Consider the following 23240-nt stretch of genomic DNA (forward strand, 5'->3'; position numbering starts at 1 on the left):
GTCAGGTGAGCGTGTTGTAGATCTGCCACCCGCCGCCGATCTTCGTCCTGCTCGCGTAGGGGGTGGTGGGGCTGCCGGTGCCCTTGTAGAGCCAGAGGCTGCCGGCGGAGTCGCGGGCCACCAGGTCGGCCTTGCCGTCGCCGGTGATGTCGCCAGGGGCGGTCAGCGCGTTGTAGATGTTCCATCCCCCGCCTATCGGGGACCTGCCGGAGAAGGGGGCGGTCGCGCTGCCGGTGCCCTTGTAGAGCCAGAGGTAGCCGGTGCCGCCCTCGCCTATCAGGTCGGGGCGTCCGTCTCCCGTGACGTCGCCCGCGCCGAGGAGCTTGCCGTAGGTGTTCCAGCCGCCGCCGACCGTCACCCGGTTCAGCAGCGGCGTCGCGGGCTTGCCGCTGCCCCGGTAGTACCAGAGCGTCCCGGTGGCGTCGCGGGCCACCAGGTCGCCGGTGCCGTTCGCGTTCATGGTGTCGAGCGCGCTCAGCACGTTGTAGCCCTGCCAGCCGCCGCCGACCCGGAAGCGGGAGAAGAGCGGCGTTGTGGCGCTGCCGCTGCCCTGGTACTGCCACAGCACGCCGGAGGCGTCCCGGCCGAGCAGGTTGTGCCGGCCCGTGGTGGACGCCGCCGCGCCGCTGGTGATCTGCTGCACGTCACTGGCCCGCACCCAGGCGATCCGGTGGTTGTAGCGGATCGGGTAGAAGAGCGCCGTGCCCTTGACCAGGGTGCGGTCACCGGTCGCAGTGCCCGCGTAGGTGCCCGCGTACCAGTAGTCGCCGGCCTTCTCCGGGCCCGCCTGCGCGTAGGCCTGGCCCGCCGCGATGGTGTACTTCGTCAGCGAGGCGGAGTTGCTGTCCTGCACGGGGACGCCGGTGCCCGCGTAGGCGGTGTCCTCGGGGTAGGCCCGGCCGTAGACCGGGATGGTGGACTTGCCGGACGCCGGGGTCAGCACGGAGGTCGGGGAGACGACCGAGGCGTACTGCCCGCCCGGGTTGTGGAACCACAGCGCGCGGCCCTGGTACCAGATCGCCGTCCAGTCGATCTGCACTCCCGCGACGACGTAGGCACCGCCCGCCGGGACCTTGTCGGCCCAGTTCGACCCCTCGCTCCACTTCACGCCGCTGCCCAGGTACGGGTCGACGGGCAGCGAGGCACCGGTGGACGGCGAGGTGTACAGGTAGACGAAGTTCGCCGGGTGCGCGGGGACCGCCGCGCCGCCGTTGGTCAGCGCCGGCTGGTTCGCCGTGGTGTACGGCGGCACCACCCGGATCAGCTGGCCGGTCTTCAACGGGCCGCCCGCGCCGCCCGCGCCGTCGGGGGCGCCGAGCAGCGACATGTAGTGGTTCCAGTCCCAGTACGGCCCCGGGTCCCAGTGCTGCGTCTTGACGTTGGCGTCCAGCGGCCCGGGCACCTCGTCGTGGCCGATGATGTGCTCGCGGTCCAGCGGGATGCCGAATTTCTGGGCCAGGTATTTCACCAGGACGGCGGAGGAGTCGTACTCCTGCTCGGTGTACCAGTCACCGGTCTTGATCGCGAAGCCCTCGTGCTCCACGCCGACCGAGTGCATGTTCACGGTCTTGTTCGCCGCGTGCCACGCCTCGTCCTTGAGCTGCACCATCTGGGTGACGCGGCCGTCGTCGGCGATCAGGTAGTGGGCGCTGGCGTACGCCGTCGAGGTCTGGAACTCCTTGATGCTGCCGTCGTAGGTGCCCTCCATGTCGTGGATGACGATGTAGCGCACGTCCTCCCCGTTGCCGGGGCGGTCGGTCACGTTGTAGTTGCCGAAGTCGTCCGGCGTGGTGCTGTTCTGCTTGTACGCGGCTGCCACGAAGCTGCAGCTCAGCCCGGAGGGGCAATCCGCCGAGACGGCGCTGGTGACCGCCGGGGCCGGGGTCGTGGACGCGGCCAGCGGGACCCTCGTCGGCTCCACCGGGGCCACCGACGGGTCGGCGTCGAGCGTCAGCGCCTGGCCGTCCGCGGTGAGCCGGCTCGCACCGGTCTTCACCGTGTCGTAGACCCGCTGCACGAACTGCTTCGCGCCCGCGCGGTCCGGGGCCTGGCTGTAGCGGGCGACACCGGCCCACCAGCGGCCCGGGTCCGCGGGCAGCGAGCCGACCGCGGCCTTCTCGTACTTGGCAAGCAGCGCCGCACCGGCCCGCACGCTCTGCCGCGGGTCGCTGCGCACCTCGGAGGTGGAGGCGCCGATCAGCTTCGCCGCCGCGTCCAGGGTGTGCAGCCGCGGGTCGGAGGTGTCGACCTTCGTCTTCGCCCGGTCGGCGCTCAGCGCCCGCTGGGCGTCGAAGTGCTTGGCCACCGCGGGGTCGCCGCTCTGGTTCAGGTGCGCCAGCCGCTCGGCGTCGGTGGGCTGTTCGAGGTCGGCGTCCGTGACCTGGGTGAGGCCCATCACGTTGTAGTTGCCGGTGGTGCTCGGCCGGCCCTGGTGGGACTCCCACAGGGTCTGCCGGTACGAGACCGCCATCAGCACGCTCTGCGGTACCCCGAACTCCTCGGCCGCGGCGGCGAAGTCCGCCTGGAGCGCGGTCTGCGGGGCGCCCGCCTTCGCGTCCGTACCACCCGACGACGGGCTCGCCAGCGCGATCGTGCCGTAGGTGGCCACGGTGGCGAGCGCTGCGGCTCCCGCTCCGTAGGCGATCCAGGACTTCCGTCTGCGATGTCTGCGAGTCAAGCTGCTGCCCTCGGCCTTCCGCGCGCCCTGGGGCGCGATCTCCCGGGGAGCCTGCGCCCGGGCGGCGACCGGCTCTGAAGCGGGATGACGCTATCAGCCGCGCGTTCGGTTTCATGTACCGCTCCCGGGACGGCATGTCTCATCCACTGAGCGGGGCGAAAATCAGGTGACACGACCCCGTAATGTGGGGCCTGTGACCGTGAAAGCAGACATCCACGCCGGGGGCAACACCTGGCAAGCTCTTCCCGCGGCGCAGCAGCCCGAGTGGCCCGACGCCGAGGCTCTGCGCGATGTGATCGCGGACCTCGCCTCGTATCCGCCGCTGGTGTTCGCCGGCGAGTGCGACCAGTTGCGCAGCCGGCTGGCCTCGGTCGCCAGGGGCGAGGCGTTCCTGCTCCAGGGCGGTGACTGCGCCGAGGCGTTCGACGCGGTCGGCGCGGACCAGATCCGCAACAAGCTCAAGACGCTGCTCCAGATGGGCGCGGTCCTCACCTATGCGGCCTCGGTGCCGGTGGTCAAGGTCGGGCGGATCGCCGGGCAGTACAGCAAGCCGCGGTCCAAGCCGACCGAGACCCGCGACGGCGTCACCCTGCCGACCTACCGCGGCGACTCCGTCAACGGCTTCGAGTTCACCGCCGAGGCCCGCACCCCGGACCCCGAGCGGCTCAAGCGGATGTACCACGCGTCGGCGTCCACGCTGAACCTGGTCCGCGCCTTCACCACCGGCGGCTACGCCGACCTGCGGCAGGTGCACGCCTGGAACCAGGACTTCGTGAAGTCCTCCCCGTCGGGGCAGCGCTACGAGGCGCTGGCCCGCGAGATCGACAACGCGCTCAACTTCATGGCGGCCTGCGGCACCGACCCGGCCGAATTCCGCACCGTCGAGTTCTACGCCTCCCACGAGGCGCTGCTGCTGGACTACGAGACGGCGCTGACCCGCACCGACTCGCGCACCGGCAAGCTCTACGACGTCTCCGGCCACATGGTGTGGATCGGCGAGCGCACCCGGCAGCTGGACGGGGCGCACATCGAGTTCGCCTCCAGGATCAGCAACCCGATCGGTGTGAAGCTCGGGCCCGGCACCACACCGGAAGAGGCGCTGACCTACATCGACCGGCTCGACCCGGACCGCGACCCGGGGCGGCTCACCTTCATCGTGCGGATGGGCGCGGACAAGGTCCGCGACAAGCTGCCGACGCTGGTGGAGAAGGTCTCCGCGTCCGGCGCGCAGGTCGCGTGGATCAGCGACCCGATGCACGGCAACACCTTCGAGGCCGCCTCCGGCCACAAGACCAGGCGCTTCGACGACGTGCTCGACGAGGTCAAGGGCTTCTTCGAGGTCCACCACGCGCTGGGCACCCACCCCGGCGGCATCCACGTCGAGCTGACCGGCGACGACGTCACCGAGTGCGTCGGCGGCGGCGACGAGATCTTCGTCGACGACCTGCACCAGCGGTACGAGACGGCGTGCGACCCGCGGCTCAACCGCAGCCAGTCGCTCGACCTGGCCTTCCTGGTCGCGGAGATGTACCGCGGGCAGTGACCCGGGCCGCGCGGGCGGTGAGGGAACGGGTTCCACGGAAGGGGCGCGGATCACATCGATCCGCGCCTCTTGTCGCTTCAATCCGGTTGATCCGGCAGGTAAGGTAAGGGTTACCTCAGCTCCCCAGGCCCCGGATCGGCGGTGACCGCGTGTACGTCTGCTCCTGCTTCGGCATCACCGAACAGCAGGTCAAGCAGCACGCCGACGACGGTCGCTGCACCCCCCGGCAGATTGCCTCCGCCTGCAAGGCGGGCACCGACTGCGGGTCCTGCGTCAAACGCATCCAGAGCCTGCTCGGCCGCGGCGCCGGCTGCGCCACCCGCAGCAAGCTGGAGCCTGCCGAGGACACCCCCGCGCCGGCCGTGCTCGTGCGGACCGAGCCGCCCGGGACGCGCCCCGAGGCGCCAGGGACCCGAGCGGCCTGAGCGGGCGGCCGGGAACGGCCGACGCCGGGCTCAGCTGTCCGGCTGCTCGATCTGCTGGGCGAGGTACAGCGGCTCACCCAGCTTCTCGATCAGCTCCAGCTGCGTGTCGAGATAGTCGATGTGGTGCTCCTCGTCCGCCAGGATCGATTCGAAGATGTTCTTCGAGGTGAAGTCGCCCTTGGCGTGCATGACCTCGATACCGCGGCGCAGCCGGTCGATCGCCTCGACCTCCACCTGCCGGTCCGCCTTGAACATCTCCGTGACCGTCTGCCCGACCCTGACGTGGAAGAGCCGCTGGTAGTTCGGCAGGCCTTCGAGAAGGAGAATGCGGTCGGTCAGCATCTCCGCGTGCTTCATCTCGTCGAACGACTCCGACCTGGTGTACTTCGCGAGCTTCACCCAGCCGAAGTTCTCCTGCATCTTCGCGTGCAGGAAGTACTGGTTGATCGCGGTCAGCTCAGCGGTCAGCTGTTCGTTGAGGAACTCGATGACCTCGGGGTCGCCCTGCATGACAGCGCCGTCCTTCCGTTCCGACGAGTGGTGCGCGCATCCTCGCATTGTGCGGTGATCCGATCCAGTAAGCGGATCCTTACGTGGGGTGAGCGCTGGCAGGAGCACCTCGCCCCGTCTGTCACCATGGAGACATGGGTCCGTACGAGCGTCGCGAGGGGGAGCTGCCGCCGGGCCAGCGGCTCCAGCGGGGCTGGCCCGTCACCCACTACGGTCCTGTGCCGCGCTTCAAGCCCGACCGCTGGGAGTTCCGGGTGTTCGGCGCGACCGCGGACGGCGACAAGACCTGCTGGAATCACGCGGAGTTCTCCGCGCTGCCTTATGACACCGTCGTCGCCGACTTCCACTGCGTCACGAAATTCTCGATGCTCGGCATCGAATGGGGCGGCGTCGCCACCTCGACGGTCGTGAAGCTCGCACCGCCCGCCGACGACGTCACGCACGTGATGGTCTGGGCGGAATACGGATTCAGCTCCAACCTGCGGATCGAGGACTTCCTCGACGACCAGACGCTGTTCGCCACCCACCGGGGCGGCGAACCCCTCACCGCGGAACACGGCTTCCCGGTACGGCTGGTGGTCCCCAGGCTCTACGCCTGGAAGGGCCCCAAGTGGGTCCGCGGCGTCGAATACATGACGGCCGACCGCCGCGGCTTCTGGGAGGAGCGCGGCTACCACAACCTCGGCGACCCCTGGAACGAGCAGCGCTACTCCTACCAGGAGGAGCCGGGCGACGGGCCCGAGATCTAGGGTCCATCGCCCGGAGGTACCGCCCTGGTGCGGTGGCCGGCCGCCGGCCTGCCCCCGCTCAGCGCACCCAGATGGTGATCGTGGCGCCCTTCGGTGCCTGGCTGCCGCCGCCCGGGGACTCGCTGAAGACGCTGTCGCCGAAGAAGAGGTTGATCACCCGGACGTCGAAGCCGGCGTCCTGGAGGATCTGCTTGGCGTCCGACGTCGACTTGCCCTCGACGTCCGGCACCGGGAAGAGCTGCTTGCCCTTGGACACGGTGATCGTCACCGTGTCGCCCTCGGCGGCCTGGCTGTCCCGGTCGGGGGACTCCAGGGCGACGGTGTCCTTGTCGGCGTCGTCGGAGAAGACCTTGTCCGGCGCCAGGACGACCTCGAAGCCCGCGTCCCGGAGCTCCTGCTGCGCGTCGGTGACCGACTTGCCGATCACGTCGGGCACGTCCACCGGCGAGCCGCGCGAGACCGTGAGGGTCACCGGGGTGCCCGGGGCGCGCTCCGTGCCGGCCGCCGGGTCCGACGCGATGACCTGGCCCCGCGGGACCGACTCGTCGAACGACTTCGCGACCGTCCCCGGGGTCAGCCCCGCCGCGGTGAGCTGCCGGCGGGCGTCGGCCAGAGTGTGGCCCGCGACGTCGGGGACCCGGATCACCTGCGGTCCCCTGGACACCGTCAGCGTCACCGTGCCGTTGCTGCGGATCCGCTTGCCGGGGGCCGGATCCGAGGAGATCACGCTGCCGCGCGGCACGGTCAGCGAGAAGTCCTGCCGGACGCGGGTGTCGAGGCCGGCCGAACTCAGCTTGTGCTGTGCGTCGGCCTGCGGCAGCGCCAGCACACCGGGCACGCTGGTGAACCGCGCGTCGCTGAAGTACCAGACGCCCGCGCCGACGCCGAGGATCAGCAGCAGCGCCGCCAGGACGGCCAGCGGCCCCTTGCGCCCCCGGGTGTTCCGCGGCCGCGAGCGGGGCGCGGGCGGCGGCGGAGGCTGGAGGGCGAAGCCCGCAGGGCCCGCCGCCGCCTCCTGGGCGTCCGGTGCGTCCGGTGGCGGGAGCAGCAGCCGGGTCGTCCGGTGCAGCACGTCCTGGTCCGGGCCGCCGCCGGCGGCGGGCGGCCTGACCACGACGCTGGTCGGCTCCTCGGAACCGGCAGGGGCGACCGGCACCGCGTCCTCGTATGCCCCCGCGTACGCCGCACCGTAGGCGTCCTCGTACCGGCGGTGGTCCAGCTCCTGCGGGCTCAGCGCCGCGCGCACCGCCCGCACCTCGGCGGACATCGCCACCGCGTCGGCGGGCCGGCCCGCCGGGTCGCGCGACGTCGTCCGCGCCACCAGCGCGTCCAGCTGCGGGGCGAGGCCCGCGACGGCGGCGGATGGCGGCGGCACGTCCTCGTTCAGCCGCTGCACGATCACCTGCATCGGCGTGTCACCCGTGTAGGGCTTCGCGCCGGTCAGCATCTCGTAGAGCACGATGCCGCACGCGTACACGTCGGTGCGCTGGTCGACGGTGCCGTGCCCGATCTGCTCGGGCGCCAGGTACGACACCGTCCCCAGCAGCGCCCCCGACGCGCTGGTCTGCGTGTCCACCGTCCTGACCAGGCCGAAGTCGGCGACCTTCACCTGGCCGTCGTCCCCGATCAGCACGTTCTCCGGCTTCATGTCCCGGTGCACGAGCCCGGCCCTGTGGGCGGCCCCGAGCGCCGCGAGCACCGGCTCCAGGATGTCGAGCGCGGCCCGCGGCGGCAGGGCACCCCGCTCGCGCATCACGTCGCGCAGCGTGCAGCCGGCCACGTACTCCATGGCCAGATAGACGTAGGTCCCGTCGGTGCCCTGGTCGAAGACCCCGACCACGTTGGTGTGCGAGAGCCGCGCGACGGCCTTGGCCTCCCGGATGAACCGCTCCACGAAACCGGTGTCCGCGGCCAGCCCCGGATGCATCACCTTCAACGCGAGCACGCGGTCCAGACGGGTGTCCACGGCCCGGTAGACCGTGGCCATCCCGCCGACGGCGATACGCGCCTCGACGCGGTAACGCCCGTCGAGCGTCTGCCCGACCAGGGGATCATGCACGGTGGTGTCCACGATGGCCGATTCTACGATCCGACACCGACACCATCGGTGCCACGCGCCAGGACTGTGGCCGTGCCGTGGTGTTCCGGAACCAAACCGTGACACCGCGGGTGCCGGTCGGGAAAACGGACGTATCCCCGAGCCGCGTCCCCCGACCCCCGCGCCACGCCACCGTTGCCCCCCGGCCGGACCCCGTCCTGCGCCCGGCAGGGGGCGGCCAGGCGTCAGAAGGCGGGTCTCTCCGGATCGAGGTCCGCCAGGCCTGTCACGGGGGAGGAGGCGAGGGCGTGGTGGCGGCGGGGGATGCGGCCCGCGCGCCGGGCGAGACGGCCCGCGACGACCGCGTGGCGCATGGCCTCGGCCATCAGGACCGGGTGCTGGGCGCGGGTCACGGCGGAGGCGAGCATCACCGCCGCGCAGCCCAACTCCATGGCCAGGGCGACATCGGATGCGGTGCCCGCGCCCGCGTCCAGGATGACGGGGACGGCCGCGCGTTCGGTGATCAGCTGGAAGTTGTGCGGGTTGCGGATGCCGAGGCCGGACCCGATGGGGGAGCCGAGCGGCATGACCGCGGCGCAGCCGGCGTCCTCCAACTTGCGGGCCAGCACCGGGTCGTCGTTGGTGTACGGCAGCACGGTGAACCCGTCGTCGACCAACGTCTCGGCTGCGTCTAGGAGTTCGACCGGGTCGGGCAGCAGCGTCCGCTCGTCCGCGATGACTTCGAGCTTCACCCAGTCGGTGCCCAGTGCCTCCCTGGCCAGCCGCGCGGTCAGCACGGCCTCGCCCGCGGTGAAGCAGCCCGCGGTGTTGGGCAGCACCCGGATGCCGTGCCGGGCCAGCACCGAGAGCACCGAGCCCTTCGTCGCCGGGTCGAGGCGCCGCATCGCGACGGTGGTCAGCTCGGTTCCCGAGGCGACCAGCGCCCGGTCGAGCACGTCGAGACTCGGCGCGCCGCCGGTCCCCATGATCAGCCGGGAGGAGAACTCCTCGCCGGCGATCCGCAGCGGATCGGCCGTGACGCCGGTGGTCGCCGTCATGGCTCAGCCCCCCTGGACCGCGGTGAGCACTTCCACCCGGTCGCCGTCGGCGAGGGGCGTGGCGGACCACCGGGTGCGGGGGACGACCGTGTCGTTCAGCGCGGCCGCCACGCCCGAGGGGGCGGAGGTCATGGTGGCCACCAGGGAGTCGAGGGCGATCGGTCCTTCGAGGGTGCGGGCCTCGCCGTTGATGCGCACGGTGATCGTCATACGGTCTGCTCCTGCCGCTCCTGCCGCTCCTGCCGCTCCGCCGCGAACCGCTGGGCGCCGAACGCGTGTGCGTAGGGCGGGAGTTCGCCGGTGTCCGAGGTCAGCACCTCGGCCATGACGTCCCCGGTGACCGGGGTGAGCAGCACCCCGTTGCGGTGGTGTCCCGTGGCCAGCAGCAGGCCGTCGAGTGCGGTCAAGCCGAGCAGCGGGGCGTTGTCGGGGGAGCCGGGGCGCAGGCCGGCCAGCGCCTCGGTGAGCGGGAGTTCGGTGATGCCCGGCACCAACTCGTGCGCGTCCCGCAGCAGTTCGTAGACCCCGCCGGCTGTCACCGTGGTGTCCCAGCCGAACTCCTCGCTGGTCGCGCCGAGTACCAGTTCGCCGTTGTCGCGCGGCACCAGGTAGACATGGCTGCCGCGTACCACCGCCCGCACCGTGCGGGACAGGAAGGGCGCGTGCGCCGGGGGGATCCGCAGCCGCAGGATCTGGCCCTTCACCGGGCGCACCGGCGGCAGCACCTGCGCGGGTATGCCCGCCATCCGGCCGCTCTCGCTGCCCGCCGCCAGCACCGTGCGGCCGGCGGTGACGGCCGTGCCGTCGGCCAGCAGCGCCCCGGTGACGCGGTCGGCCGCGCACTCCACCCGGACGGCCGCCGACCGCAGGAACACCACCCCGGCCAGCTCCGCCGCCCGCAGCAGCGCGGCGGCCAGCCGGCGCGGGTCGACCTGGTGGTCGCCGTCGACCCGCAGCCCGCCGCGGACGCCGGGGGCGAGCAGCGGTTCCAGCCGGCGGCAGTCCCGCCCGCTCAGCCACTGGGCCTCAAGGCCGAGCGAGGTCTGGAAGGCGTGCAGATCGCGCAACTGCGCCCGGTCGTCCGCGTCCAGCGCGACGGCCAGGGTGCCGCACGGGCGGTAACCGGTGTCAAGACCGGTGGCCGCGGCCAGTTCTGCGACGAAGTCCGGATACCGGGCCGCGGAGGCGAGGTTCAGGTCGAGCAGGGTCTGCTCGCCGTACTGCAGCTCGGTGACCGCGGCCAGCATCCCGGCCGCCACGTGGGCGGCCCCGCCACCGGGCGCGGGGTCGGCGACCGCCGTGCGCAGGCCGCGCTGCGCCGCCCGCCACGCGGTGACCAGGCCGATGATCCCGCCGCCGACGACCAGCACGTCGTGCTTTTCCGTATGCATGGAACTACCGCTCCTCTCCCTTCGCCGGCATGACCCGGATCAGGTTCTACGGTCGGCGGCCGTCAGCCGCCCTCTCAGCCCGGTCCGCCGGGCTCCCGCGAGTTCGCTTGCGCGGCTCACCCTATCCCTCCGCCCGCGGCGCACCACCCCCCGCGTCTCCGGCGCCCGCGGGGAGGGCCGTGCCGTCGCAGGGACGGGCCGCGGGACGCCCGGGGAGCCGCGCACGGGGGCGACGCGGGCGCCTCAGGGGCGGGGCAGGCCAGCCCCCGGGGCACCCTGGCGCTACGGTGAGTACGTGAGCGAGCGCAGCGCTGTCGTGGTGATCGTCGGGGCCGGGATGGCCGGGGTGCAGACCGCCGTGGCCCTACGGGAGCTGGGCTGGCGCGACCGGATCGTCCTGCTCGGCGACGAACGGCACCCCCCGTACGACCGGCCGCCGCTGTCGAAGGCGGTCCTGCTGGGCGGTGCCGACAGCGCTCCCGTCGACAACATCCGCTTCGACGTCGACTTCGACGCGCTCGGCGTCGACCTCAGGCTCGGCCTGCGCGCACAGGCCCTGCGCACCGCGGACCGCGAACTGATCACGGAAGCCGGCACGCTGCGCTACGACCACCTCGTGGTGGCCACCGGCGCCCATCCGGTCGCCCTGCCGGGGACCGCGGGCCTGCCCGAGGTCCACCTGCTGCGCACCCTGGACGACGCCGCCGCCCTGCGCCCCGTGCTGGACGCCCGGCAGCAGGTCGTGGTGGTGGGCGCGGGCTGGATCGGCGCGGAGTTCGCGACCGCCGCACGGCAGGCCGGCTGCGAGGTGACCGTGGTGGAGGCGGCGGACCGGCCGCTGGCCGGCGCGCTGCCCGCGGTGGTCACCGCCCACATGCGCGGCTGGTACGAGGAGGCGGGCGTGGAGCTGCGCACCGGCATCCCGGTGTCCCTGATCGAGCCCGGCTCCGTCGTGCTGGCCGACGGCAGCCGGCTGGCGGCGGCCGCCGTCGTGGTGGGCATCGGCGCCAGGCCCGCGACGGGGTGGCTGGCCGGCTCCGGCGTGCGGCTGGGCGGCGACAGCGCGGTCCTGGCCGACGACCGGCTGCGTACCACCGCCCCCGACGTCTTCGCGGTGGGCGACTGCGCGTCCTTCCCCTCGGCCAGGTACGGCGAGCGGATGCTGATCCACCACTGGGACAACGCGCTTCAGGGCCCGCGGACGGCCGCGGCGAACGTGCTGGGCGGCGACGAGCGCTACGACCCGGTGCCCTACTTCTGGTCCGAGCAGTTCGGGCGCTTCGTGCAGTACGCCGGCCACCACACGGACGACGACACGCTGCTGATGCGCGGCGACCCGTCAGGGGCGTCCTGGACGGTGTGCTGGCTGCGCGGCGAGCGGCTGGCCGCGGTGCTCGCCGTGGACCGGCCGCGCGACCTGGCGCAGGCCCGCAAGCTGATCACCCGCTCCGCGTCCGTGGACCCTGCCCTGGTCGCGGATCCCGGGCTGCCGCTGACCTCGGCGGCCCGCTGAGCGGCAAGGAGCGGCGCCGCCCGGACGGCGGCGCCCCGCAGCGCTTGTCGGCGGCAGGTGGCAGGCTTGTTCCGTGACAGTTTTCTCGTCGGTTGACGCACACATTGACGCGCTCGTCCCCTCCTGGCTCACACTGCCCGAGGTCGCCGAGCGCCTGGGACTCGACATCACCCGCATCCGGCCGCTCATCAAGGAGGGCCAGCTCATCGCGGTCCGCCGCGGGGAGAACAAAGTACTGATGGTGCCGAGCGACTTCATCGGTGACGGGAAGATCATCAAGGGCCTGTCCGGCACGCTCACCGTCCTCAAGGACGACGGGTTCTCGGACGAGGAGGCCCTCGAGTGGCTCTTCACCGCCGATGACACCCTGCCCGGCACCCCCGCCCAGGCGTTGCGCGAGAATCGCGGGACCGAGGTGAAGCGCCGCGCGCAGGCGCTCGCCGTGTAGCCCGCGGCGGCAGTGCCCGCCGCACGCCCCCGGGGAGCCGACCGTATGACCAGCAGCAGCACCGTCCGGGAGCGGTTCGCGGACGCACGGCTGTATCTGTGCACTGACGCCAGGAGCGGGCGCGGCGACCTCGCGGAGTTCGCGGACGCCGCGCTCGGCGGCGGGGTGGACGTGATCCAGCTGCGGCAGAAGGGCATCGAGGCCCGGGAGGAGCTCGCGGCGCTGGCCGTGCTGGCGGACGCGTGCCGGCGGCACGGCAGGCTGCTTGCGGTCAACGACCGGGCCGACGTGGCGTACGCGGCCGGGGCCGACGTCCTGCACCTGGGGCAGGGCGACCTGCCGGTGCCGGCCGCGCGCGCCCTGCTGGGCGACGGGGTGGTCATCGGCCGCTCCTGCCACGCAGAGGAGGAGGTGGCGGCGGCCGCCGAGGAGCCGGGCGCCGACTACTTCTGCACCGGCCCCGTGTGGCCGACGCCCACCAAGCCGGGCCGCCCGGCCCCGGGCCTCGGCCTGGTCCGCTACGCGGCGGGGCTCGGCGCCCACCGCCCGTGGTTCGCCATCGGCGGCATCGACGCGGGCACGGTCGAGCAGGTGCTGGACGCCGGCGCCCGCCGCATCGTGGTGGTGCGGGCCGTCACCGAGGCGGCCGATCCCCACGCGGCGGCCAGGGAACTCGCGGCCGCGGTGCGATCGCACGACGGCTGACCCGGACGGCTTCCGCCCGCCGGTGCGCGGTCGGGGGCCGATCGACGCCCGGTCGACGCCGGATCGCGGCTCGCTCGGCACCTGACCGACAAGGCGGCCGGAGCGGCACAGGCTGTCCACAGGGTGGACGGGAAAAGGACGTAGCCGGGCATATTCGCCGGTACGGTGACGCACGGTCGCCATACACGGTTAGCCTGCATTCATGGCCCTGGGAACCTCGTCCACGCGATCGGACCGAGCGATCACCATCCGTGAGCTGCTCGCGTCCGGCCACCAGTCGTATTCGTTCGAATTCGCCGCGCCCAAGACGGAGAAGGGCGAGCGGACCCTGTGGAACGCGATCCGCCGGATCGAAGCGGTCCAGCCGACCTTCGTCTCGGTCACCTACGGCGCCGGCGGCTCGTCCCGCGAGGGCACCGTACGGGCCACCGACCGCATCGTCTCCGACACCACCCTCACCCCGTGCGCCCACCTGACGGCCGTGAACCACTCGGTCGCCGAGCTGCGCAACATCATCGGGCAGTACGCCGACGCCGGGATCCGCAACATCCTCGCGGTGCGCGGCGACCCGCCGGGCGACCCGCTCGCCGAGTGGGTCCCGCACCCGCAGGGCCTCACCTACGCGGCGGAACTCGTCAGCCTCATCAAGGAGTCGGGCGACTTCTGCGTCGGCGTGGCCGCCTTCACCGAGATGCACCCGCGCTCCACCGACCCGGCCGAGGACACCCGGCACTTCCTCGACAAGTGCCGCGCGGGCGCGGACTTCGCCATCACCCAGATGTTCTTCGACCCGGAGGACTACCTCCGGCTGCGCGACCGGGTGGACGCCGCGGGGTGCAGCACCCCGATCATCCCCGAGGTGATGCCCGTCACCAACGTCCGGCAGATCGAGCGTTTCTCGCAGCTCGGCAACGCGCCCTTCCCGCCTGACCTGGCCTCTCGCATCCTCGCGGTGCAGGACGACCCGGCGGCGGTGCGGGCGATCGGCATCGAGTTCGCCACCGAGATGTGCCGGCGTCTGATGGCCGAGGACATTCCGGGGCTGCACTTCATTACTCTTAACCACTCCACCGCATCGCTGGAGATCTACGAGAATCTGGGACTGCACCAGCGGGCATGACGCGCGCTGCGGTTCCCAGGTGAGGAAGTGGGCACATGGGGTACTCGGTGCTCTACATCGCGTTCGGCATCGTCGCGCTGTGGCTGCTCGGGGAAGTGCTGCTCCAGTACAAGGCGCGGCTGCGCTGGCGGGTGCTGGCCTTCTGCGGCTTCCTCGGCGTGGTCGTCGGGGTCGCGATGCGCGAGGTCGCGGTGATCGTGCTGGGCGCCGTGGCGTTCGGCGCAGGGCAGAGCTTCGTCACCCTGTCGTACAAGCGGGGCTTCTCCACCGGCTGGGCGCTCGGCGGCCGTCCGGGGTCGAGCCGCCGCCGCAAGGGCGGGGCCGGGAGGACCGAGCCGGTGCTCGAGGTCGGCCCGGTGGAGGAGGACGAGTTCGCGTTCGCCGGTGTCGGGGCCGACAGCGGCACCGGCGGCACCGCCGCCGTCGCGGGCGAGCGGACCGCCGATCCCGCGGCTGCGGGGGAGGCCGTCTACCAGCCGACGCCGCTGCACGAGGACAGCGGCGAATACCCGGTCTACGACGGCCAGTCGTCCTACACCCCCGACCCGTACACCAGCGGCGGCTACGAGGGCTACGGCACCCAGGGCTACCAGGACTGGGGCACCGGCCAGCAGCCCGCGGCGGCCTCCTACGGCTACCAGAACGGCCAGGACGGCGGCTACGACACCGGCTCCGGCCATGCCGTATCCGGCGGCTGGGAAGGCGACCAGGCGGCCGCGCAGTACGGCGGGCAGCAGCAGGGCTACGACGGCTACGGCCAGGGCGGCTACCAGCAGCAGCCAGCGGCAGGCTACGGCTACGGCCAGCACGTCACCGGCGACTGGACCCCGCAGCCGCCCCAGCCGCCGGCCGACCCCTACGGCTACGGCTACCCCTCCCAGCAGGAGCAGCAGCAGCCCTACATCCCGCCGCAGCAGCCCTACGAGCCCGACCCGCAGCACCAGCAGCCGTACGAGCAGCAGCCGTCCTACGACCCCCAGCAGCAGCCCCAGTACGCCGACCCCTACGACCCCTACCGCTACTGAGCCCGCCTCCCCCCTTCCGTCGGCGCGGGGCCCGTCAGTCGCGCCCCGTCAGCGCAGGCCCAGCAGCGCGGGCAGCCGGGCCGCGGAGGTGCCCAGCCCGGCGGGTACGCCCCAGGCCGGGCCCGCCGCCGACAGCTGCGGCACCGCGGGGAAGTGCCGCAGCAGCGCCGCCTCCTCGTAGCGGTGGCAGCCGCGGTGCCAGGTCAGGATGCCCGCCATCCAGTCCCGCAGCTCCTGCACATAGCCCCCGAGCGTCGCCCGCGCCGCCTCGTCGAGCTGGAACTCCTCGAAGAGTGCGGGCAGTTGTGTCTCGGTGATGTACTGGAACTCCGCCATCCGCGCGGCCATCAGGCCGCCCACCACCCGCATGCCCTCCTCGGGGCCGCAGTCCAGGAAGTTCTGCACCACCAGCACCGCATTGTGGATCTCGCCCTCGAACTGGATCTCCTTCTGGTACGAGAAGACGTCGTTGAGCAGGCAGGCGTAGTCGGCCGCCGCGGCCTCCACCGCCCGCACCGGGCGGGAGCGGTAGACCTCGGGGGACAGCGCGTCGCCGTGGCCGATCCGGGACAGGCTCATGGTCAGGTCGGAGCCGAAGGTCTTGCGGCGCATCTCGATGTAGTCGACCGGGTCAGGGATCCGGTTCTGCTTCTGGTTGGCCAGCTCCCACATCCAGCTCTCGGTCATGTCCTCGATGGTGGTGCGGAAGGTGCGCCGGGCGTCCGGCGGCATCGGCCCGGCGGTGCGCTGCCACAGGTCGGCGAGGCCGCGCTCCAGCGCGGTCAGCGGTGGCGCCGTCGGGCCCGCGTCCAGCGGCATGAACAGCCCCAGGCGGTCCGTGGCGTGCCGGGCCGCCGCCATGTCGCCGGCCCGGCCGAAGACCAGCGGGTAGTAGTCGTCGCCGTAGGTGCCCCAGGCCAGCCAGTCGGTGGTCAGGTCCAGACCGTCCCGATCGGCGTCCGGGTGGATGCCGGCCGCGCACAGCGCGAAGTCGAACGCCACCAGCTTCTCCGGGGTCCACAGGCCGCCGGGGACCGGGAAGCCGGGTTCGGCGTCGAGCAGACCCATCCGTCCGGCCCAGTCGAGGTTGTGTGCGCGCGCGGCGTCCAGATGCGGGCTCAGCCGGGTCTCGAACGGCATCGGGATCTCGGGCAGCGGCACCGCTCCCACCTGCTGGTGCGGCACATGGCTGAAGCTGCGCAGCCGCTGCGGCATGGTCGCGGCCAGCGAGCCGAACACCCCGGCGGCCGAGGTGCCGAGCCCGGTCGGCCCTCCGAGCCCCCCGGGCCCGCCGCCCCTCGCGGCCGCACCGGTGCCGCCCGGGCCGGAGGCCACCGCGCCCGCGGCTCCTTGCCCCGCCCCGTTCATGTAGCGGCTGGAGCGCATGTGCCACTCGTGGCCGCCGGACTGCCAGTCCTGCAGGCCCTTGACGTAGGCGAAGACGTCCCGCCGCTCCTCGGGCCCGAGGCCGCACCGGTCGGCCAGCGGTCCGACCTCGGTGAGGGCGGTGTGCTCGAACTGCTGGAGCCGCGAGGTCAGCAGCTCGTTGACCCGGTCCGCCGCCTCCTGGGTGCCGATGCCCAGGAACCGTTCGAGCACCAGCACCGCGTTGGCGAGCTCGCCCTCCTGCTCGGTCTCGCGCTGGTAGGAGAAGAGGTCGTTGCGCAGATGGACGCCGTCGGAGAACGTGTCGCGCAGCACCCGCATCGGACGGCTCGCGGCGATCACCGCGGGCACCTCCGCTGCGGCCGCGTGCTCGATCAGGTTCGCCGACCAGGGTGCGCCGCCCACCTTGCGGCGCATCTCGATGTACTCGATCGGATTGGACACCCGGCCCGCGCTGATGTTGTCCAATTCCCAGAGCGACTCCTCCAGCAGGTACTGGGTGCTCTCCGCGAAGCGCCGCCGCCAGTCCTGCGACATCGCGGGGACCGTGCGCGCCCACAGGTCGGCGAGGCCGGCCTCCACCTGGTTGGTCGGTTCCGGCACCGGCTGCCCGAGGTCCACCGGCATGAAGGCGGGCAGCCGGTCCAGATAGCGCTTCGCCCCCGCCATGTCCTGGCTGCGCTTGAAGATGTCCAGGAAGTGGTCGTCGAAGAAGAACACCCACACGTACCAGTCGGTCACCAGGTCGAGTTCAGGACTCGAGGCGTCCGGATGGGTGTAGGCACACAGCAGCGCGTAGTCGTGCGAGTCGAGGTCCGACTCCTCCCAGATCCCCGAGCCCTCCAGCATGCCCATCCCGCGCGCCCACGCCTTGGTGTGCACGCGCGCCCCTTCCAGATGGGGGTTCAGGCGCGCGGGATACGGCACGTAGAACTGCGGGAGTTCGAAGGGCTGCGGCATGTCGGTACGGCCTTCCGCTCGGCGATCCAAGGGCCTGTGATCACGCTAAGTGATCGACCGTTCGATCCGGGAGGGCCTGCGGGGACAACCGCCCGATCAGCTGAATTCGGGCGGTCGGCCGATTAACGATCTTGCAAGGCGGTCATGCGTGACCGGCGCACGCTCAGCGGCTGCCGCCCGGGCCGCCGGCGATCAGGTCGGCGGTGATCGCCGCCGACATCCCCGCGTGCGGCAGCCCGCCGCCGGGGTGAGCCCAGCCGCCGACGCGGTAGAGGCCGGGCAAGGGCGACCGGTTCGCCGACCGCAGCAGCATGCCGCCCGCGCCGGCCAGCGAAGGCGCGGGCACCGCGCCGCCCTCGGCGCCGGTCTCCCGCTCGACGTCCACCGGGGTGCGGACCTCGCGCCACAACTCCCGCTCGCGCAGCCCCGGCACCGCCGCCTCCGCGGCTGCCACCATCCGGTCCGCGAACGCGTCCGCGGCCCCGGGCGCGTTCCAGTCGAGCGTCCGCGCCGGCTTCCGGCCCGCGTCGTGCGCGGGCACCGGCGCGATCAGCGTCACCGCCTCGTGGCCCTCGTCCGGCCGGGTGGCCGGATCGTCGGGCCGCAGCACGGTCACCGTCAGCGCCCCGGGCGGCGGCAGCGGGCCGGGACGGCGGGCGAACAGCCAGTCAAGCGCGCCGTCCCGGTCCGCAGCGTGCACCACCGTGCGGTGCGCGGTGCCGGTCGGCCGCGAGCCGCGCAGCGCCAGATGGACCGCGCAGCGCCCGGACTCGTCGCGCGGCCCCGGGAAGAGGGGCGGTGTCCCGGCCCCGCCCCCGGCGGCCACGCCCTCGGTGAGGCCCGGCACCGGTGCGCCCGCCACCACGATGTCCGCCGCCACCTCGCTGTCGTCGGAGAGCCGGACGCCCGCGGCCCGGCCGTCCGCCACCAGCAGGCCGGTCACCCGCGCGCCGAAGCGGAATTCGACCCGCCGCTCCAGGCACCGCTCGTACACCGCCCGCGCCAGCGCCCGCAGCCCGCCGCGCACATACCAGACGCCGAAGGTCGCCTCCAGATACGGCAGGACCGCCGCGGACGCCGGCCCCTCGCGCGGATCGACGCCATGGGCCAGCAGATGGCTCTCGAGCAGCGCCACGAGACGCGGGTCACGCAGCTCCGCGGCGGCGACCCTGGCAAGCGACGGGCGCCTGCGGCCTGGACCGAAGCCCCGCTTGGCCACCGGGTAGGGGTCGCGGGTGAAGACCTGCGTGTCCGCGGGCAGCGCGTCCTCCAGCATCGGGCGGCGCATCACCTCCCAGGTCTCCCGCGCCCTGACCACGAGATCGCTCCAGCGCTCGCCGCTGCCCGGTCCGAAGGCCGCGTCCATGGCGGAGATCGTCCCCGAGCGTGAGGCGTTGGGCAGCCGGAGATCCGTACCGTCGGCGAAGACGTGGCGGCTCGCCGGGTCCACCTCGACGAGCTCGACGGAGTCCTCGAGGGACCCCCTGCCGGTCTTCACGAACAGATCGCGGTAGACCGCGGGCAGCGTCAGCAGGCCAGGGCCGGTGTCGAAGGCGAAGCCGTCCCTGGCCAGCCTGCCGACACCGCCGCCGTAGGTGTCGCTGCGCTCCAGCACCACCACCTGGTGGCCCCCGACGGCGAGCCGTGCCGCCGCCGCCAGCGACGCCATGCCCGCGCCGATCACCGCAATCCGTGCCATGCCACGGACTGTAGCGGCGCGCGCGGCCTCAGACGGCAGCCGGGGTGCCAGGGCCCCCGCGGGCGGCCCTGCGCTCCCGCCTGCGCCGCAGGAAGCGCCGGATACGGGAGAAGAGGAAGGCGACCGTCGCCAGGCCGAGCACCAGCAGGGTGCCGGCGATCACCGCGGCCGCCACCGGGTGGTACAGCGCGAAGATCACCAGCACCCCCACCCCGAGGTCCTCGGCGAGGCTGAGCACGATGTTGCTGACCGGCTCCGGCGAGGTGTTGACCGCCATCCTGGTGCCGGCCTTCACCAGATGGCTGGCCAGCGCGGTGGAACCGCCGACGGCGGCCGCCGCGACCTGCGGCAGCGAGCCGTCGTGCCCGGCGAGCAGCGCGGCCACCACCGCCCCCGCGGCCGGCCTCACCACGGTGTGCACCGCGTCCCACACCGTGTCGAAGTAGGGGATCTTGTCGGCGACGGCCTCGCAGAGGAAGAGCAGGACGGCGGCCGCGAGCACATCGGGTCGCTGGAGCGCGTTCGGGACCTCGTCGCTCGCCCCGGTCGCCCCCATCAGGCCGAGCAGCACCACGACGGCATAGGCGTTGATCCCGCTCGCCCAGCCGCTGGTGAACACCAGCGGGAGTACGGACATGGGCGGAACTCTAGCCAGCGGGGCCCGCACGGCGAGCGGAAGTGTGGAGACGCGAGTGAAAGCGCCCGGATCTGAGTATCACTACCTAGACACACCATTGAGTACCCGTACGGATGGCCCTTGCCGGCGGGAACGGAAGAGTGGAGCCACGGACGGGCACGCCGACCGCACCGCCGGCACGGGGCGGCGGTACGACGGTATGCCCGCTCGCCAGGGGGGTTGCATGGGGGAGGCGCTGTCCCGGCACGGTTCGGAGGGGGACCGGTCCATGCCAGGACAGCGCACTCGATTTCTCCCGATCCCCCAGGCCCCGGCTTCCCCCGGCCGTCAGGGCCGCGGTGCCGCCGCGCCGAGCGTGGCGCCGCCCACCCGGCCCTGGAGCAGCCGCGACAGTGCCGCGTGCACGTCGTCGATGCTGCGTTCCGGCTGGAACGCCTGCCAGTCGAGGGCCGCCACCAGCACCATGCCGAACAGCGCGGACGCGGTCAGCTGGACATCGATGTCCTCGCTCAGCTCGCCCGCGGCCACCGCCGCGCTCAGCACCTCCTCGACCACCGAGACCGCCTGCCGCCGCACCAGCATCAGGGTGTCCTGCCAGGCCCTGTTGGTCCGCCACAGCTCCGCCACGTAGAGCTGGGTGAAGGACGGGTGGCGGACGATGAAGACGAGACCCGCGTGGACCATCGCGTCCAGCGCGTCCAACCCGCTGCCGCCGCGCGCCGTGGCGGTGGTGGCCGCATGCCGCAGCGCGTCGCGCAACCGGTCCACACCGTCCCGCAGCAGCTCCTCGAACAGCTCGTTCTTGCTGGCGAAGTTGTAGTAGACGGTGCCCTTGGCGACCCCTGCCCGCTCGGCGATCTCGTCGACGGTGGTGGCGGAGAAGCCCTGCTCCGCGATGAGGGTGACGGCCGCCGCGTAGAGCTTGCGGCGGGTGGCCTGGCGTCGTGCGGTGCTCATGGGACCGATTCTGCCCGCACGCGGTGGGGCGCGGTGACCCGATCTTCGAGGAAGAGGTGATATTCCCAGGTCACAGCTGATTGTCAGTGGTGGACCCCAGTATGGGGGGTACGGACACACGTACGGAGAAAGTGAGGCTCGCCATGGCAGTTCCGCTCAGCGACGTCCACCCTGTGCTGCGCCGCGCCACCGCGTCACCCGCCGCTCTCGACCTGCTCACCCAGGCACACCACGGCCTCACCGAGGCCGCCGGGCTCGACGCCCCCCACGAGCGGTATGCCACCGCGCATCTCGCCGCCCTGCGCACCGCGGCCGCGGTGCTCGCCGCCCGCGGCCGGCCCGAGGACACCCCGCGGCGCCGCCGCAGGATCCGCAGCGTGTGGGAGGTGCTGCCCGAGATCGCACCCGAACTCTCCGAGTGGAGCGCGCTGTTCGCCGCCGGCGCCGAGCGCAGGGCCAGGGCTGACGCCGGCATAGCCAGCGCGGCAGGACCGCGCGAGGCCGACGACCTGATCCGTGCCGTCACGATGTTCCTGCGGCTGGTGGAGCGCATGCTGCTGCTCCGGCCGGCACTCGACGGCGCCCCGCCGCTGATACCCGCGCCCTCGGGGGACTGGCGGAAGTGACCCGGCGCCCGGTCCCCGGGGCCGTGCCGTGCCGGGTGTCGCGGGCCCGGCAGGATCCACCGGGCAGGCCCTAGAGTTGGCAGCGCACCAGTTCACCCGCCGCTGCGAGGAGCCGTCCACCATGTCCCGTCAAGGAGGGGTGGACCCGATGCGCCCCCGAGCCAGCCTGCGTACCGCCGTGGTCTGGGAGGTGCTGCGTTCCGCGCTCGAACGGCGGGCGAAGGCCGCGGACACCCCGGTCCTCGACGTGCTGGACACCGGCGGCGGCACCGGCAACTTCGCCGTGCCGGTCGCCCGGCTCGGCCACCGGGTCACCGTGGTGGACCCCAGTCCCGACGCGCTGTTCGCCCTGGAGCGGCGGGCGGCCGAGGCCGGCGTCACCGAGCGGGTCAAGGGGGTCCAGGGCGACGCCCAGGGGCTGCTCGACGTGATCACCCCCGGCGCGTACGACATGGTGCTGTGCCACGGGGTGCTCGAATACGTCGACGACCCGGCCGAGGGCGTCCGCCACGTGGCCGGCGCACTGCGCCCTGCCGGGGCGCTCAGCCTGCTCGCCGCGGGTCGCGGCGGGGCCGTCCTGGCCAGGGCGCTGGCCGGACACTTCGCGGAGGCCCAGCACGCCCTGGGCGACCCGGACGGGCGATGGGGCAGCGGGGACTCCCTGCCCCGCCGCTTCACCGCGGAGGAGCTGACCCGGCTGGTCGCCGACGCGGGCCTGGAGACCGCCGCCGTGCACGGGGTGCGGGTCTTCGCCGACCTGGTGCCCGGTGTCCTGGTCGACACCGAGCCGGGGGCGCTGGAAGCGCTGCTCCGGCTGGAGCTCGCGGCCGCCGAGGAGCCCGGCTTCCACGCCGTCGCGACCCAGCTCCACGTGCTCGCCGAGCGGGGCTGACGGCCGCCCCGTACGGGGTGGCGCACAGGGACTGCGTCACAGCCCGCCCACGGCGCCATTCCTGACCGTATGCTGGCATGACGCGACAGCGGACGGGGAATGAAGGACCCGTCGGGTTGGCGCAGAGGGGCGGGTTTCACGGGGGCGATTCCCTGCCTATCCTGAAAGGGTCGGATTGGTCGCCTCGCGCGACCGACGAGTAGGAGGTCTCCGTGCCGCTCTCGGAGCACGAGCAGCGCATGCTCGAGCAGATGGAGCGAGCGCTGTACGCCGAAGATCCCAAGTTCGCGTCGGCGCTTGAGGGAACCGGGCTGCGCACGTTCACCCGGCGCCGGATCTACCAGGCGGTCGCAGGGTTTCTGGTCGGTGTCGCGCTGCTCATGGGCGGCATGATCGCCAAGCTGACCTGGGTCGGGGTGGCAGGCTTCCTCGTCATGCTCGCGTGCGCGGTGCTCGCGGTCACCGGCTGGCGCAAGGCCGGCAAGCCGGGAGAGCAGCCGCAGGCTGCCGTCGCGGGCCGCCGGCTCGGGCGCAGGCATCAGCCCCGCAAGGGGAAGGTCATGGACCGCATCGAGGAACGGTGGCAGCGCCGCCGTGACCAGCAGCAGGGGCAGTAGCCCTCCGACCGCCTCCCGCCACCGGCCCGCCGCATCGCCACGGCGCGCACTTGCCCCGTACCCCTGCGTGAGCAGATCCCTCGTTCGAGGTGATGCCCCGCGGGCCGCGTCGGGGCATTTTGCCGCGTCGCGCCCTCAGGGCCCGCCCGAGCCCGGCAGCCCGCCCGCGACGGCCTCGCCCCGCGCGACCCGATGACGGACGGCCCGGACCCGGCCCGCCCCGGCCGGCGGCCCCTCCCGGAGCTTCCCCCAGGGCGTGACGGG

21 protein-coding genes and 1 riboswitch are annotated in these 23240 nt (G+C 72.9%); of the genes, 11 read left to right on the top strand and 10 right to left on the bottom strand.

Annotation, left to right across the window (positions count from 1 at the left end; translation table 11 throughout):
* Window position 1 precedes the first annotated feature (1 nt).
* Complete coding sequence (locus ACGFMP_RS08820; RefSeq protein WP_393671212.1) at window positions 2-2677, bottom strand: N-acetylmuramoyl-L-alanine amidase; 2676 nt, start codon at window positions 2675-2677, stop codon at window positions 2-4.
* Between the two features lie 193 nt (window positions 2678-2870).
* Between ACGFMP_RS08820 and ACGFMP_RS08825 the strand changes: the two genes are divergently transcribed.
* Window positions 2871-4220 (top strand): class II 3-deoxy-7-phosphoheptulonate synthase, encoded by a 1350-nt coding sequence (locus ACGFMP_RS08825; RefSeq protein ID WP_393671213.1) that lies wholly within the window; start codon window positions 2871-2873, stop codon window positions 4218-4220.
* A 149-nt stretch (window positions 4221-4369) separates the two neighbouring features.
* Window positions 4370-4645 (top strand): bacterioferritin-associated ferredoxin, encoded by a 276-nt coding sequence (locus ACGFMP_RS08830; RefSeq protein ID WP_393671214.1) that lies wholly within the window; start codon window positions 4370-4372, stop codon window positions 4643-4645.
* A gap of 30 nt (window positions 4646-4675) precedes the next feature.
* Here the strand turns inward: ACGFMP_RS08830 and bfr are convergent, their stop codons facing one another.
* The gene (gene bfr, locus ACGFMP_RS08835; RefSeq protein ID WP_393671215.1) at window positions 4676-5155 is read right to left on the bottom strand and encodes a bacterioferritin; all 480 of its coding nucleotides are present in this window, start codon (window positions 5153-5155) and stop codon (window positions 4676-4678) included.
* A 134-nt stretch (window positions 5156-5289) separates the two neighbouring features.
* Between bfr and ACGFMP_RS08840 the strand changes: the two genes are divergently transcribed.
* Entirely contained in the window at window positions 5290-5904 is a 615-nt protein-coding gene (locus ACGFMP_RS08840; protein ID WP_393671216.1) for a sulfite oxidase-like oxidoreductase, read from the top strand.
* 58 nt (window positions 5905-5962) lie between these two features.
* Here the strand turns inward: ACGFMP_RS08840 and pknB are convergent, their stop codons facing one another.
* The 4 genes from pknB to thiO form a co-directional block, all read right to left on the bottom strand.
* Window positions 5963-7975 (bottom strand): Stk1 family PASTA domain-containing Ser/Thr kinase, encoded by a 2013-nt coding sequence (pknB, locus tag ACGFMP_RS08845; RefSeq protein WP_393671217.1) that lies wholly within the window; start codon window positions 7973-7975, stop codon window positions 5963-5965.
* 212 nt (window positions 7976-8187) lie between these two features.
* Window positions 8188-9000, bottom strand: a complete 813-nt coding sequence (locus ACGFMP_RS08850; protein ID WP_393671218.1) for a thiazole synthase — start codon at window positions 8998-9000, stop codon at window positions 8188-8190.
* A gap of 3 nt (window positions 9001-9003) precedes the next feature.
* Window positions 9004-9210 (bottom strand): sulfur carrier protein ThiS, encoded by a 207-nt coding sequence (gene thiS, locus ACGFMP_RS08855; protein ID WP_393671219.1) that lies wholly within the window; start codon window positions 9208-9210, stop codon window positions 9004-9006.
* Complete coding sequence (gene thiO / locus ACGFMP_RS08860) at window positions 9207-10391, bottom strand: glycine oxidase ThiO (protein WP_393671220.1); 1185 nt, start codon at window positions 10389-10391, stop codon at window positions 9207-9209. Before thiO ends, thiS begins: the two co-directional genes overlap by 4 nt.
* Window positions 10391-10500, bottom strand: a riboswitch (TPP riboswitch). It overlaps the preceding gene by 1 nt.
* Window positions 10501-10686: 186 nt before the next feature.
* On the opposite strand from thiO, the gene ACGFMP_RS08865 reads away from it, so the two are divergent.
* The 5 genes from ACGFMP_RS08865 to ACGFMP_RS08885 all read left to right on the top strand — a co-directional run bounded on the left by ACGFMP_RS08865 (window position 10687) and on the right by ACGFMP_RS08885 (window position 15202).
* A complete protein-coding gene (locus ACGFMP_RS08865) occupies window positions 10687-11904 on the top strand; it encodes an NAD(P)/FAD-dependent oxidoreductase (RefSeq protein WP_393671222.1) in 1218 nt (405 codons plus the stop codon).
* 73 nt (window positions 11905-11977) lie between these two features.
* Entirely contained in the window at window positions 11978-12352 is a 375-nt protein-coding gene (locus ACGFMP_RS08870) for an Rv2175c family DNA-binding protein (RefSeq protein ID WP_033172417.1), read from the top strand.
* 45 nt (window positions 12353-12397) lie between these two features.
* Complete coding sequence (gene thiE, locus ACGFMP_RS08875; RefSeq protein WP_393671223.1) at window positions 12398-13057, top strand: thiamine phosphate synthase; 660 nt, start codon at window positions 12398-12400, stop codon at window positions 13055-13057.
* A gap of 202 nt (window positions 13058-13259) precedes the next feature.
* Window positions 13260-14177 (top strand): methylenetetrahydrofolate reductase [NAD(P)H], encoded by a 918-nt coding sequence (gene metF / locus ACGFMP_RS08880; protein WP_393671224.1) that lies wholly within the window; start codon window positions 13260-13262, stop codon window positions 14175-14177.
* Between the two features lie 35 nt (window positions 14178-14212).
* Complete coding sequence (locus tag ACGFMP_RS08885) at window positions 14213-15202, top strand: hypothetical protein (protein WP_393671226.1); 990 nt, start codon at window positions 14213-14215, stop codon at window positions 15200-15202.
* 48 nt (window positions 15203-15250) lie between these two features.
* Here the strand turns inward: ACGFMP_RS08885 and ACGFMP_RS08890 are convergent, their stop codons facing one another.
* The 4 genes from ACGFMP_RS08890 to ACGFMP_RS08905 all read right to left on the bottom strand — a co-directional run bounded on the left by ACGFMP_RS08890 (window position 15251) and on the right by ACGFMP_RS08905 (window position 20841).
* Entirely contained in the window at window positions 15251-17548 is a 2298-nt protein-coding gene (locus tag ACGFMP_RS08890) for a germacradienol/geosmin synthase (protein ID WP_393671228.1), read from the bottom strand.
* 163 nt (window positions 17549-17711) lie between these two features.
* Entirely contained in the window at window positions 17712-19247 is a 1536-nt protein-coding gene (locus ACGFMP_RS08895) for a phytoene desaturase family protein (RefSeq protein ID WP_393671229.1), read from the bottom strand.
* 28 nt (window positions 19248-19275) lie between these two features.
* On the bottom strand, window positions 19276-19884 hold the full coding sequence (locus ACGFMP_RS08900) for a DUF4126 domain-containing protein (protein WP_393671230.1): 609 nt from the start codon (window positions 19882-19884) through the stop codon (window positions 19276-19278).
* Between the two features lie 327 nt (window positions 19885-20211).
* Window positions 20212-20841 (bottom strand): TetR/AcrR family transcriptional regulator, encoded by a 630-nt coding sequence (locus ACGFMP_RS08905; protein WP_393671231.1) that lies wholly within the window; start codon window positions 20839-20841, stop codon window positions 20212-20214.
* A 143-nt stretch (window positions 20842-20984) separates the two neighbouring features.
* Between ACGFMP_RS08905 and ACGFMP_RS08910 the strand changes: the two genes are divergently transcribed.
* From ACGFMP_RS08910 to ACGFMP_RS08920, 3 genes are all read left to right on the top strand, one after another.
* Complete coding sequence (locus tag ACGFMP_RS08910; protein ID WP_393671232.1) at window positions 20985-21467, top strand: SAV_6107 family HEPN domain-containing protein; 483 nt, start codon at window positions 20985-20987, stop codon at window positions 21465-21467.
* 121 nt (window positions 21468-21588) lie between these two features.
* The gene (locus tag ACGFMP_RS08915; protein WP_393671233.1) at window positions 21589-22359 is read left to right on the top strand and encodes a methyltransferase; all 771 of its coding nucleotides are present in this window, start codon (window positions 21589-21591) and stop codon (window positions 22357-22359) included.
* Between the two features lie 212 nt (window positions 22360-22571).
* On the top strand, window positions 22572-22976 hold the full coding sequence (locus ACGFMP_RS08920; RefSeq protein ID WP_393671234.1) for a DUF3040 domain-containing protein: 405 nt from the start codon (window positions 22572-22574) through the stop codon (window positions 22974-22976).
* The last annotated feature ends 264 nt before the right edge of the window (window positions 22977-23240 follow it).

It is taken from the genome of Streptomyces sp. NPDC049040 (assembly GCF_043197715.1).
GTDB lineage: Bacteria > Actinomycetota > Actinomycetes > Streptomycetales > Streptomycetaceae > Actinacidiphila.

Excerpts from the sequence above, each read along its gene's own strand:
- ACGFMP_RS08885 (WP_393671226.1), top strand. The coding sequence starts at position 14,213 with ATGGGGTACTCGGTGCTCTACATCGCGTTCGGCATCGTCGCGCTGTGG.
- ACGFMP_RS08915 (WP_393671233.1), top strand. The coding sequence starts at position 21,589 with ATGTCCCGTCAAGGAGGGGTGGACCCGATGCGCCCCCGAGCCAGCCTG.
- ACGFMP_RS08905 (WP_393671231.1), bottom strand. The coding sequence starts at position 20,841 with ATGAGCACCGCACGACGCCAGGCCACCCGCCGCAAGCTCTACGCGGCG.
- bfr (WP_393671215.1), bottom strand. The coding sequence starts at position 5,155 with ATGCAGGGCGACCCCGAGGTCATCGAGTTCCTCAACGAACAGCTGACC.
- thiO (WP_393671220.1), bottom strand. The coding sequence starts at position 10,391 with ATGCATACGGAAAAGCACGACGTGCTGGTCGTCGGCGGCGGGATCATC.
- ACGFMP_RS08895 (WP_393671229.1), bottom strand. The coding sequence starts at position 19,247 with ATGGCACGGATTGCGGTGATCGGCGCGGGCATGGCGTCGCTGGCGGCG.
- ACGFMP_RS08910 (WP_393671232.1), top strand. The coding sequence starts at position 20,985 with ATGGCAGTTCCGCTCAGCGACGTCCACCCTGTGCTGCGCCGCGCCACC.
- thiE (WP_393671223.1), top strand. The coding sequence starts at position 12,398 with ATGACCAGCAGCAGCACCGTCCGGGAGCGGTTCGCGGACGCACGGCTG.
- ACGFMP_RS08840 (WP_393671216.1), top strand. The coding sequence starts at position 5,290 with ATGGGTCCGTACGAGCGTCGCGAGGGGGAGCTGCCGCCGGGCCAGCGG.
- ACGFMP_RS08850 (WP_393671218.1), bottom strand. The coding sequence starts at position 9,000 with ATGACGGCGACCACCGGCGTCACGGCCGATCCGCTGCGGATCGCCGGC.
- ACGFMP_RS08900 (WP_393671230.1), bottom strand. The coding sequence starts at position 19,884 with ATGTCCGTACTCCCGCTGGTGTTCACCAGCGGCTGGGCGAGCGGGATC.
- thiS (WP_393671219.1), bottom strand. The coding sequence starts at position 9,210 with ATGACGATCACCGTGCGCATCAACGGCGAGGCCCGCACCCTCGAAGGA.
- metF (WP_393671224.1), top strand. The coding sequence starts at position 13,260 with ATGGCCCTGGGAACCTCGTCCACGCGATCGGACCGAGCGATCACCATC.
- ACGFMP_RS08890 (WP_393671228.1), bottom strand. The coding sequence starts at position 17,548 with ATGCCGCAGCCCTTCGAACTCCCGCAGTTCTACGTGCCGTATCCCGCG.